The following is a 13,001-nucleotide window of genomic DNA, read 5'->3' on the forward strand; positions in this document are numbered from 1 at the left end:
CTTGTGAGAAATGCAGGAAAAGTATGTGAGTTAAGATTGCGCTGCAATTTGTCTCACCACTGTCAAAGCTGAGTAACTTACCCCGGCTGTTCCTTCTCCTGGATGGGTGGAGTCGCCAACTAGCCACAAATGATTGATGGGTGTCCGGTTGGCAAAACCGAAGGGGCCAAAAGTCGGGATTCTTTGACCAATACCACCAACGATACCGCGATCGCGTCCTGTGTAATGAGCAAAACTTCGAGGTGTGGCTGCTTCTTGATAAACTATGGTTTCTGGTTTGAGATAAAAATATTGGGCTAATTTGGCGATCGCTTCTTGAGTGTACTGCTGTTTCAATCCTGGATAATCTTCAGTATTCCACCATTGTTCGGGGTCTACAAAGGATGAGGCAATAATTGTCGCTTGTCCATCTGGGGCGCGTCCATCACCTGCATGACTGACGGAAACAAACAAAGAGTTATTTTCCCCAATCACGCCATCGGCATCATACAAAAATTGTAGGTGAGGGGGACACTCTGGTGGAATCGCACTTGCATCTACACCCAAGTAAACCACAAATGCCCCTGATGCTGGGGGTAATTTTTCCACACGTTGTTTATAACCTGATGGGGCTTGTTCTCCCAATAGTTGCACTAAGTTTTGTACCGTCACGTTAGCAACTACATGATCAGGCGCTTCTGTCCACACTTCCCCGGTTTTCTGGTTTCTAATCACAACACCAGAGGCTTTGCCATGCTCTACTTTGATCTGTTCGACAGTGTGGCGCATTAATAATTTACCACCATCTCGTTCTAATGCTTCGACTAGGCGATCGCTCAATACCTGCATACTACCTTGCAGATGAAATAATCCTTGGGGCAATTGCGATACACTCAACGCAGTCGCCGCATAAAGTAAAGCTGTTTCCTCAGCGTTGACTTGAGAATACAACTTGAGCTGCAAATCTAAAAATGTCCGCAATCGTCTATCATTTCCCAACCCACACAATCTTAAAGCGTCACCCACCGTAAATAAGGTAAATGGTACAGTAACTAACGTACTGGGACGCACTGCTTGAGTTAGTTGCCACAAATCCCACAAATTACGCGGTGGTAAAACTGGATCACGTCCTTGAAATTCCCAACTAGCATCAAATAAAGTCGCCATGAGTTGCCAAAATGGCTCACTACCAGGAAATTGTCTTTGTCGTTCCTCTTGCCATTTTTGCAGATCACGCCATACATTAATCGGTGTATTTTCCCCAGGTAAATATACAGCACAAGCTGGGTCACAAGGCGTTGCATCTGGTAAATCGATTTCTAGTTCTGAAAATATACGGTGATGAATCCCCCCTGGTTCTAAACCAGCCACTTGAGTCGCCCCCACATCAAAGGTAAATCCCTGACGTTTAAAGGTAGAAGCACAACCTCCTGGAACAATGGCTTGGTCTAAAACTAAGACACTATAACCACGACGCGCTAACAATGCACCAGCCGTCAGCCCACCAATCCCCGCACCGATGACGACTACACGAGGTTTACTTTGATTAACCAAAATACTAGACATGAGAATTAAATTAACAAAATTTAATATTACTACTCATAATTTTATAATTAATCGTCATAAAGTTGTGGGAAATACCTTCTGTACGAGCTACGTGAACAGCAAGGCACGTACTCATAAATGAGAATATAGTGAAGTTAAGTTGATAGGAACTGCCGATGCAGTCGTTTGAACTAAACTTTATCGAACGCCAGCCAATTAATCAAAATCTGCTGCGTACCGTCCGGCTCATTGGTGAGTACAAAGGCAAGCAGGAATTGTTCAAAGAACAGTCACCTCAAGTATTGGAGACATTGCGCCAAGCGGCAATAATTCAAAGCACAGAGTCTTCCAATCGAATAGAAGGCATCACAGCGCCTCTAGAACGCATCAAAGAATTAGTCGCTGAAAAAACTACACCCCGCGATCGCTCAGAACAAGAAATTGCTGGCTATCGAGATGTACTTACCACGATTCACACCAGCTATGCTCACATTCCTTTTACTACCGGAGTAGTGTTACAGCTACATCGTGACCTTTACCAATTTACTGTTATTGAGGGTGGACGCTGGAAGTCGGTAGATAATGAGATCAGTGAGACTTACCCAGATGGTAGAAAGGTTGTGAGATTTCAGCCAGTCCCAGCTTATAGGACACAAGATGCAATGCATCGGTTGCATGAACAATTCAACCGCCTCTTTGAGTCTGAAGAAATCGAGCCATTACTGCTCATCCCTACTTATATCTTAGATTTTCTGTGCATCCACCCTTTTAGTGATGGCAATGGACGAATGGCTCGGCTACTAACACTGCTTTTACTATACAAAACAGGTTACGAAGTGGGTCGATTTATTAGCTTGGAACGGATTGTAGAACGTACAAAAGAAAGCTACTACGATACACTTTACCAATCGTCGCAAAACTGGCATCAAGGACAACATAGCTTGCTACCTTGGTGGGAGTATTTTCTAGGTGTAATGCTGCTGTCGGCTTACCGGGAGTTTGAGCAGCGAGTCGGGTTAGTCAGCTCGGTCAAGGGCGTTAAAACAGCTATGGTGCTAGATACTATTAACAATATACCCGGAGATTTTTCTATCAAGGATTTACAGGAACGATGTCCCACTGTAGGAATTGACCTAATTCGCCGCATTCTACGCCAGGAGCGTAATTCCGGGCGGCTGGAATGTTTAAGCCGAGGCCCTGACGCGCGTTGGTGCAAGAAATAGGTACTGTACCTATTAAATAGGTACTGGAAAACAATTTAGTACCTATTTGTTAGACAGCCTTAAAGCTTCACTGGGTTGAGTCTGACAACTTAAGATAGAGAAGTAAGAGATATCTTCAATTCACCACAACCCATGACCTCAACCCTGCGGAAACTTCCTCGCCTTAACGCTCCCAAGCTGCATCAATTGCCCAATGGCTTGACTATTGTAGTGGAGCAAATGCCAATTGAAGCTGTGAATCTCAGCTTGTGGATTGATGTGGGTTCAGCTGTCGAGTCTGATGATATTAACGGGATGGCTCACTTTCTGGAACACATGATTTTTAAGGGAACTGAGCGACTAGCTAGTGGTGAGTTTGAACGTCACATTGAAGAACGTGGTGCTGTTACCAACGCTGCGACCAGCCAAGACTATACTCATTACTATATAACTACTGCCCCCAAGGATTTTGCTGTATTAGCGCCGCTACAAATTGATGTCGTATTGAATCCCAGCATTCCTGATGATGCTTTTGAACGTGAACGTTTAGTAGTTTTAGAAGAAATCCGCCGTTCCGAAGATAACCCCCGCCGTCGCACCTTTCGCCGGGCGATGGAAACAGCGTTTGCACATTTACCTTATCGCCGTCCGGTGTTGGGGCCAGAATCTGTAATTTCCCAACTCAAAGCCCAGCAGATGCGAGACTTCCACGCTACTTGGTATCAGCCCCAGTCAATCACAGCTGTGGCTGTGGGTAATCTACCGGAAGAAGAATTAATCGAAACTATTGCGGAAGGATTTACCCAAGTTGTTCAGCGTCAACTCTCAACAATCAACAATCAACAGTCAAATATTATTCCCGAACCTGCATTTACAAAGATTGTCCGCCGAGAATTTATTGATGCGAGTCTCCAGCAAGCAAGACTCGTGATGGTTTGGCGAGTTCCAGGGTTAAACCAGCTAGAAGACACTTACGGTTTAGATGTGTTAGCAGCGATTTTGGGACAGGGGAGAACATCGAGATTAGTGCAGGATTTGCGAGAAGAACGGGGGCTGGTGACTTCGATTTCTGTCAGCAATATGAGCAGTCGCTTGCAAGGGACGTTTTATATTTCGGCTAAGTGTGCGGTAGAAAATTTACAGGCGGTAGAAGAAGCGATCGCCCAACATATCCGTAAAATTCAAACAGAGTTAGTCAGCGACAAAGAAATCGCTCGTGTACGTAAGCGTGTAGCTAACAGGTTTATTTTTGGTAATGAAACCCCAAGCGATCGCGCTGGTTTATATGGATTTTATCAGTCTTTGGTAGGAGATTTAGAGCCAGCATTTAATTACCCAGCCCATATCCAAGCTCAAGAAGCACCCGATTTACTCCTAGCCGCTAACCAATACCTTTGTCCAGAAGCTTATGGTGTGGTTGTACTGAAACCAGAATAAGTTGGGGTGTGGGAAAAGCGAGGTGAATGAGTAAGTTATTAGATTTCATCGCGCTTCTAAAAACTAAATGTTGAGTTTTCATCTTCCAAGAGCATCTCAATCACTTCACGCAGGTTCGCTTGTAGTTCTTCCAAAGTTTTTCCCTGGGAATGCGCTCCTGGGAAACCTGGAACATAGCCTATGTATAGAGCAGTATCAAAGTCTTTCTCAACCACAGCCGTGAACGTTTTCATAAAATTAAACTCAACCAGCTTGACTTCCTCAACCATATCAAATCAGTAGTCATCATGTGGACTGAAATCGATACCCATATTAGCCGTGTAACTGGTGAAAAATTTCACACTCAGCAGAGGCGATCGCTGAGTGGTGGGTGTATTAATCAAGGTTATGCTGTTTGTGATGGTAAGTTGACGTACTTTGTCAAACTCAATCAAGCATCGCACGTGGCAATGTTTGAGGCGGAAGCGTTGGGATTAAAGCAGATGCTAGGGACAAATAGCATCCGTGTGCCAAAACCGCTTTGTTGGGGAACTGCGGCTAATTCTAGTTATATAGTGTTGGAATGGCTGGAAATGGGAAGCGGTGACAGCAAAAGCTGGGCAGAAATGGGACGCAAGTTAGGCATAATGCACCAAGCTACCAGTCAAAAGGGTTTTGGCTGGGATGTCAATAACACTATTGGTTCGACTCCCCAAATCAACACTTGGACAGCAGACTGGGCAGAATTTTATGCTCAACATCGTCTGGGTTATCAATTGCAACTAGCTAGGCGGCGGGGTGGTAGTTTTCCCAAACAAGATGAGTTATTTGCGGCTATCCCCGATTTATTAGGTAATCATCGCCAAATACAGCCTGCCCTTGTACACGGGGATTTGTGGGGCGGAAATGCTGGGTGTACAGTGTCGGGGGAACCAGTGATTTTTGATCCAGCCACTTATTTTGGCGATAGAGAAGTTGACATCGCCATGACGGAACTATTTGGGGGTTTTCCCGCAGCTTTTTATCAAGGCTATGCAGAAGTGTTTCCTTTAGATACAAATTATGAACGCCGCAAACCTCTCTACAATCTCTATCACATCTTGAATCACTTCAATTTGTTTGGGGGTGGTTATGCTGCTCAAGCGAACCGGATGATTGAGCAAATTTTACGTTGAGTATATATCCAAACCTTAACAGAACAGATGAAAGTTTTTGAGAATCTTTCCTGTAAGTACTAATTTTTATCTGTAGAGTACTAGAGATTAGAAGATATAAAAAAGAGGCTTTCATCCTTTGTTATACCAATTTCCTTTAAATGTAAAACAGTAGAGACGTTGCAATGCAACGTCTCTACATAATTTATGTGTATCATGATTAACGTGAAATGGTATTAGTCTCTGGCTTAAATCAGTTTATCGGCGTTTACAATTAGTCGATGATTCTTTTATGGCAATTTTTCTTGGGAACAAATTACCACTCTAGCCTCTAGTCTCTAGCCTCTAGACTTTACTAATGTTTAGAAATTATCTCAAGAAGAATAGTAACTAGACATAAACTTAGTAAGAAAAATTCATCATACTAAAGAGTAAAGATTGGCATTTAAGCAACAAAAAAAATCAACATTTGTGATATTGATTTCGGTTGCTTTAATTTTTAAGATGTTAATATGTAGGAACTAAGCAGTTAGCAACTATGATTGCTTAAAAGCGAGGAGAACAATGGCTGATACACAAACTTTATTACAAAACTTTGGTCAAGTTTATGACAATCCAGTTCTACTGGATCGTAGTGTTACTGCTCCAGTTACTGAAGGATTAAACGTAGTTCTAGCTAGTTTTCAGGCACTGTATTTGCAGTACCAAAAACATCATTTTGTAGTGGAAGGTGCAGAATTTTACTCACTGCATGAATTTTTTAACTCCAGCTACAATGAAGCACAAGACCACGTTCATGAAATTGGCGAGCGCTTAAACGGATTAGGTGGTGTACCTGCGGCTAGTTTCAGTAAGTTAGCAGAATTAACCTGTTTTGAGCAAGAACCCGATGGCGTATATTCTTCCCGGAAGATGGTAGAAAACGACCTAGCAGCAGAACAGGCGATTATCAACGTGATTCGTCGCCAAGCTGCTCAAGCAGAAAGTTTAGGCGATCGCGGTACACGCTATCTGTACGAAAAGATTCTGTTAAAAACTGAGGAAAGAGCTTACCATCTAGCTCACTTCTTGGCTAAAGATAGCTTAACCTTGGGTTTTGTTCAACCTGCCCAAAACTAAACTAGTAGGACTTACGCACTCAACCAATAAACCATAAATGAGGGTGGTCAATAGTCCATAGTCCATAGTCAAAATCAAGTTTTTTGGACTATTGACCCTTACGGGTTCGATAGTTGCTTTCCGACGCAAGGCGACAGGAACGCACTATCTCACTATTGACTATTGACAAAAAAGCCAGAAAATACAGTGACACTGCGTAAGTCCTAACTAAATGGAGTTAATCTGACTCTGAGTTAAGTCTTAAGAAATTATAAAAAAGGGCAGATAGTATTTATACTTCTGCCCTCTTTTATTGAAAGTAAAAAAATTGACATATTTTGTAATGTGAATCACAATTTATTTTGAGAAATATTACTATTTATTTAAATTAAAGTTCTTTTTGTCTTAGGTAGATTAGAAATTTAGTAAAGACTTTGTGTGGTAAAAAATCATCTATTTAACCACGAAGACACAGAGACACAGAGTTAAGAGATTTTCTAGGACTGACGCATGAAAACGAAAAATCAAAGGTTTTAGAAAACCGTTTAGAGATACTAGGTGTTCAAAATACTTATACCCCTACACCCCTACCAAATCAGTTACCAGTTAACAGTTATCAGTTACCAGTTACTAAGCGTTCACTGTTCACTGTTCGCACCCCTACACCCCTACCCTCTTGTTTTGTGTCACCAAACCCAGAAAACTTGATAATGAATCACACGAGTAGGGATAAAGACCCTTAAAATAGTCAGGATTTGTATTCTCGTACTCCAACCCAACGACTATGCCCCGCCGTCAAGATATCCAGAAGATACTCCTGTTAGGATCTGGCCCTATTGTAATTGGACAAGCCTGTGAGTTTGATTACTCCGGAACTCAAGCCTGTAAAGCTCTCCGAGAGGAAGGTTATGAAGTAGTGCTGGTGAATTCCAACCCTGCTACAATCATGACTGATCCAGAAACAGCCGATCGCACTTACATCGAACCACTCACACCAGAATTTGTTGCCAAAGTCATCGCCAAAGAACGCCCAGACGCTTTATTACCAACAATGGGTGGACAAACGGCCTTAAACATTGCTGTGGCTTTAGCCAAAAATGGCGTGCTAGATCAATATAATGTTGAACTGATTGGTGCTAAGTTAGAAGCGATTGAGAAAGCCGAAGATCGCAAGCTATTCAACGATGCGATGGCCAAGATTGGTGTAAAAGTTTGCCCTAGTGGTACAGCATCAACTTTAGAAGAATCTAAAGCGATCGCCCAAAAAATCGGCACGTATCCTTTAATTATTCGCCCTGCGTTTACAATGGGTGGTACGGGTGGTGGTATTGCCTACAACCAAGAAGAATTTGAAGAAATGGCTCAAGTCGGGATTGATGCTAGTCCCGTTTCGCAAATTCTCATTGATCAATCTTTACTCGGTTGGAAAGAATATGAGTTAGAAGTCATGCGTGACTTAGCAGATAATGTGGTGATTATCTGTTCGATTGAGAATATCGACCCGATGGGTATCCACACTGGCGATTCTATCACTGTTGCCCCTGCCCAAACCCTCACCGATAAGGAATATCAACGGTTGCGGGACATGGCAATCAAAATCATCCGTGAGATAGGTGTGGAAACTGGTGGTTCTAATATCCAGTTTGCTGTCAACCCTGTGAATGGGGATGTGGTGGTGATTGAAATGAACCCTCGCGTCTCTCGTAGTTCGGCTTTGTCTTCCAAGGCTACCGGCTTCCCTATTGCTAAGATGGCTGCTAAATTGGCTGTGGGTTACACCTTGGATGAAATTAAAAACGATATCACCAAAAAAACCCCCGCCTCTTTTGAACCAACAATTGACTACGTTGTCACGAAAGTCCCCCGCTTCGCTTTTGAAAAGTTCCCTGGTTCGGAACCAGTCCTGACTACACAAATGAAGTCTGTCGGGGAGGCGATGGCCATAGGACGGACATTTAACGAATCCTTCCAAAAAGCCCTGCGTTCTCTGGAAACTGGACGCGCCGGTTGGGGTTGTGATAAACAAGAAAAATTACCTAGTGGTGAACAAATTCGCGCCCAATTGCGGACACCTAATCCCGATCGCATTTTTGCCGTGCGTCATGCTTTGCAACTCGGTATGAGTGCTGAGGACATCTACGAACTCACTGGGATTGACCCCTGGTTCCTCGATAAAATGCAGCAATTGTTGGAGGTGGAAAAGTTCCTCAAACGGACACCACTCAAACAATTGACAAAAGAGCAAATGTATGCAGTTAAGCGCGATGGTTATAGCGATCGCCAAATTGCCTTTGCTACCAAAACCACCGAAGATGAAGTCCGCGCTTACCGCAAACAATTAGAAGTCATCCCCGTTTACAAAACTGTCGATACCTGCGCGGCTGAGTTTGAAGCCTTCACTCCCTATTATTACTCCACCTACGAAGACGAAACCGAAGTCATCCCCGCCACCAAGCCGAAAGTGATGATTTTAGGTGGTGGCCCCAACCGCATCGGCCAAGGGATAGAGTTTGACTACTGTTGTTGTCACGCCGCCTATGCCCTAAAAGCAGACGGCTATGAAACAATCATGGTCAACTCCAACCCAGAGACAGTATCTACTGATTACGATACAAGCGATCGCCTCTACTTTGAACCCTTAACCAAAGAAGATGTCCTCAACATCATCGAAGCCGAAAACCCCGTAGGTATTATCGTTCAATTCGGTGGACAAACACCGTTGAAATTAGCTCTACCCTTACAGGAATATTTACAAAGGTTAGGGACTGGGGACTGGGAACTGGGAACTGGGGAAAATGCTCAATCCCTAATCCCTAATCCCCAATCACCAGTACCCAAAATCTGGGGTACTTCTCCCGATTCCATCGACACCGCCGAAGATCGGGAACGGTTTGAAAAGATTCTGAAACAACTAAATATTGCTCAACCCCCAAATGGCATTGCCAGAAGCTACGAAGATGCGCTGATTGTAGCCAGACGAATCGGTTATCCGGTGGTGGTACGTCCGAGTTATGTGTTGGGTGGTAGGGCGATGGAAATAGTCTATTCAGATGCAGAATTAGAACGTTACATGACTTTTGCGGTGCAGGTAGAACCAGATCACCCAATTTTAATTGACAAATTCTTGGAGAATGCTATTGAAGTCGATGTAGATGCGATCGCTGATCACACCGGACGAGTCGTAATTGGTGGCATCATGGAACACATCGAACAGGCGGGAATTCACTCAGGTGACTCGGCTTGTTCTTTACCTTCAATTTCTCTACCGCCAGCCGTTCTCAACCAAATCCGCACTTGGACAGTCCAGTTAGCACAAGCACTTTCTGTCATTGGATTGATGAATATTCAGTTTGCTGTCGTTGGTGCTGGCACTTACTCGCCCCAAGTCTATATTTTAGAAGCTAACCCCCGCGCCTCTAGAACTGTACCTTTTGTCTCTAAAGCTACTGGGATAGCCCTGGCAAAGTTGGCCTCTTTGATCATGTCGGGCAAAACTCTGGCAGAATTAAATTTTACCCAAGAAGTCATCCCCAACCACATTGCCGTCAAAGAAGCTGTATTACCCTTTAATAAATTCCCAGGAACTGATACAATATTAGGCCCAGAGATGCGTTCTACTGGCGAGGTCATGGGAATCGACAGTGATTTTGGCCGAGCCTTTGCCAAAGCTGAGTTAGGTGCTGGAGAAAGACTCCCCTCAACGGGAACTGTATTTGTGTCAATGAGCGATCGCGACAAAGCTGCTGCTGTACCTGTAGTTAGAGAATTTATTGACTTAGGCTTTAAAGTGATGGCTACCTTCGGGACACGTCGCGTTTTATCAGAACACGGCTTAGATGTAGAATTAGTGCTGAAACTACACGAAGGTCGTCCCCACGTCATCGACGCTATCAAAAACCAAAAAATCCACCTGATTATCAACACCCCTTCCGGAGAAGAAGCCCAAACAGATGCTAGATTGATTCGTCGCACAGGTTTAGCCTACAAAATCCCCATCATAACCACCATCGCCGGTGCTAAAGCCACTGTAGCCGCTATCCGTTCCATGCAAAATACCACTCTAGATGTAAAAACCGTCCAAGAGTATTGCCAGAGTAGTTAGGGTATGAAGCATAGGAGTAGGTTGAGTTAAGCGTAGCGCCACCCAACACATATCAAACTGTTGGGTTACGCAAAGCCTCCAGCCAACCTACAACTGGGTAATGGGTAAGAGTTTTACCAATGACCAATGACTAATGACCAATAACTGAAATCTGCATTAAGCAGTATTTACAACGAAAATTAAGTAATTATTATAGAAAAATAATTATTGTTTTCATTGAGATATTTTAACAAATATGAGGAAGTAATCATGCTCTGTCAGCCAGCTAATCGCATATACTTCTAGAAAGCCAGAGGAGAGAAATTTTCACTAAGTTATTAGCAAGTTTATTTATTCCTATGACTGGAAACAATCTCACATCAACGGTCAGAGTGTCTTGCTTAGTTCAGAAAATTATTTTAGCTAATTCGTAATTTAGGTCAACTACTACTAGATACGTTGACAGGGAGATAAGCAATTTAAAAACCTGAAACTCATTGATTAGCATAAATTTCAGGTTTTTCTGATAGTCAGTAAGTAAAAGTACTTAATTTAATAATATTGCCAATTTACACAGGAAAGTCATCCAAATCCTCTCATAAATGTTACAATTGTTAACAAATGGGCAAAACAAAAATGTTAATCTTAATACCCTTTATATGACTTTAGATACTTGTGAAGAAAAGGAAATAACTGTAATGTCTAGCAGTTAGACACCTATGTAAATTTCTATGGCGACTGAAATTAGCGAATGTATAACAGGCAAACAATAATCCACCCCCCAGTTTAACTGGGTAGCATCGGCAAAGAGCATCTATCAGTTAATGACCCTACCAAAAGAACCATCAACACCAAAGAGTAGCGCCATGAAGACCGCTCCAACAGCCACAGACCTCGTGCGGACTTACCTGCGTGAGATTGGCCGTGTACCCCTCTTAAGCCACGAACAAGAAATCCACTACGGCAAGCAAGTGCAGCGTTCAACTGCATTGCAAGACATCAGGGAGGATCTTGCCATGCAGTTGGGACGACAACCCAGCTTAGAAGAGTGGGCAAAAGCGGCAAACATGGATTCAACACAATTGAATGACATCATCGCCGATGGCGAAATTGCCAAGCGCAAAATGGTAGAGGCCAATTTGCGGCTAGTAGTATCCGTTGCCAAAAAATACATTAAGCGTAACGTCGATTTATTAGACCTCATCCAAGAGGGTAGCATTGGCATGCAAAGGGGTGTAGAAAAGTTTGACCCGACAAAAGGCTATAGATTTTCTACCTATGCCTACTGGTGGATACGTCAAGCAATCACCAGAGCGATCGCTGAAAAAGCCCGCACCATTCGTCTACCCATTCATATTACCGAAAAGCTGAACAAAATTAAAAAAGCCCAGCGTCACCTGTCCCAAAGATTAGGACGTGCGCCCACAGCTGCTGAACTAGCCCAAGAGTTAGAACTCACACCCAAGCAAGTCAGAGAATATTTAGAAAAGGCGCGTTTGCCCTTATCCTTAGATTTACGTTTGGGAGATAACTACGACACCGAACTAGGCGAGATGCTGGAAGATCCAGGCGCTTCTCCAGAAGAATTTGTCATGCAATCTTCCCTATCTCACGACTTAGAACATCTGATGGAGCAACTTACTCCCCAACAGAAAGAGGTGATTACCCTGCGTTTTGGATTAACCGATGGGCAAGCTCTGACTCTAGCCAGAATCGGCGAAATACTCAATATTAGCCGTGAACGAGTCCGACAAATCGAACGCGAAGCCCTCACTAAGCTGCGTAAATCTAAAGCCAGCATAGACGAATATTTGGCGAGTTAATCAGCGTTATCGAAATTCTTGTAGAGACGTAGAGACGTAGCACTGCTACGTCTCTACTTTTTGCTACGTCTCTACTTTTTCTCCATAGGTGAGAAAATCCCCTGCTTGTGGTACGGTTACGCCCACTTTGATCTGTGAATGAGTTTGTTACATTATTTGACAGGAACACCAAACGGTGAATTGAGTCAAATAAGACACAGATATCAATCATATATTTAACGTCACTATACATCACAGCCCAAAGTGGTATTGCAGGAGGTAGAAAAGTGAGTAATCAATCTAACCGAGTTTCCGAATTTTTTGATAGCGAATCAGAAACAGCAAATTTACTATGGCAGTATGTTAAATCATTAAGTCCTGAAACAGTCACCCAATTATCCAAACCCACATCACCGGAAGTGTTTCAAGTGATGGAACGTAACATAGTAGGATTACTAGGAAATCTACCTTCTGAACACTTTGGTATTACCATCACTACCAGCAGAGAAAGCCTGGGACGTTTGCTAGCTTCTGCCATGATTAGTGGCTATTTCTTAAGAAATGCAGAACAAAGAATGAGCTTTGAAACTGTATTACAAGGAAGCGAGAGTGATAACGGCGAAGTTGCGTAGTGTTTTGCCAATTTGGTTTATATTTTGCATAAGTCTCGGTAGATGTCAAATCATCTACCGAGTTTTGTTATGAGGGAGTGGGGGATTGCTGA

Annotated in this window: 9 protein-coding genes; 7 read left to right on the forward strand and 2 right to left on the reverse strand. The window is 43.2% G+C overall.

Annotated features, from left to right (window positions below; all coding sequences use genetic code 11):
- Positions 1-30: 30 nt before the first annotated feature.
- Positions 31-1,545, reverse strand: coding sequence for a C-3',4' desaturase CrtD (gene crtD / locus FD725_RS09685; RefSeq protein WP_179047931.1), 1,515 nt, complete (start codon positions 1,543-1,545; stop codon positions 31-33).
- Positions 1,546-1,700: 155 nt separating this feature from the next.
- Between crtD and FD725_RS09690 the strand changes: the two genes are divergently transcribed.
- Entirely contained in the window at positions 1,701-2,747 is a 1,047-nt protein-coding gene (locus FD725_RS09690; protein WP_179047932.1) for a Fic family protein, read from the forward strand.
- 132 nt (positions 2,748-2,879) lie between these two features.
- Positions 2,880-4,163, forward strand: coding sequence for a pitrilysin family protein (locus tag FD725_RS09695; RefSeq protein ID WP_179047933.1), 1,284 nt, complete (start codon positions 2,880-2,882; stop codon positions 4,161-4,163).
- Between the two features lie 56 nt (positions 4,164-4,219).
- On the opposite strand, the gene FD725_RS09700 is transcribed toward FD725_RS09695, so the two are convergent.
- Positions 4,220-4,432: a type II toxin-antitoxin system HicB family antitoxin gene (locus FD725_RS09700; protein ID WP_372726710.1), complete on the reverse strand. Its 213-nt coding sequence runs from the start codon at positions 4,430-4,432 to the stop codon at positions 4,220-4,222.
- An 18-nt stretch (positions 4,433-4,450) separates the two neighbouring features.
- Here FD725_RS09700 and FD725_RS09705 point away from each other — a divergent pair, with 18 nt between their 5' ends.
- The 5 genes from FD725_RS09705 (at position 4,451) to FD725_RS09725 (ending at position 12,909) form a co-directional block, all read left to right on the forward strand.
- Entirely contained in the window at positions 4,451-5,317 is an 867-nt protein-coding gene (locus FD725_RS09705; RefSeq protein ID WP_179047934.1) for a fructosamine kinase family protein, read from the forward strand.
- A gap of 543 nt (positions 5,318-5,860) precedes the next feature.
- Positions 5,861-6,415 (forward strand): Dps family protein, encoded by a 555-nt coding sequence (locus tag FD725_RS09710; RefSeq protein ID WP_179047935.1) that lies wholly within the window; start codon positions 5,861-5,863, stop codon positions 6,413-6,415.
- Between the two features lie 763 nt (positions 6,416-7,178).
- On the forward strand, positions 7,179-10,496 hold the full coding sequence (gene carB / locus FD725_RS09715) for a carbamoyl-phosphate synthase large subunit (RefSeq protein ID WP_179047936.1): 3,318 nt from the start codon (positions 7,179-7,181) through the stop codon (positions 10,494-10,496).
- 845 nt (positions 10,497-11,341) lie between these two features.
- On the forward strand, positions 11,342-12,298 hold the full coding sequence (locus tag FD725_RS09720; protein WP_179047937.1) for an RNA polymerase sigma factor, RpoD/SigA family: 957 nt from the start codon (positions 11,342-11,344) through the stop codon (positions 12,296-12,298).
- Positions 12,299-12,564: 266 nt separating this feature from the next.
- Entirely contained in the window at positions 12,565-12,909 is a 345-nt protein-coding gene (locus tag FD725_RS09725) for a DUF760 domain-containing protein (protein ID WP_179047938.1), read from the forward strand.
- Positions 12,910-13,001 lie beyond the last annotated feature (92 nt).

The organism is Nostoc sp. TCL26-01, assembly GCF_013393945.1.
Taxonomy (GTDB): Bacteria; Cyanobacteriota; Cyanobacteriia; order Cyanobacteriales; family Nostocaceae; genus Trichormus.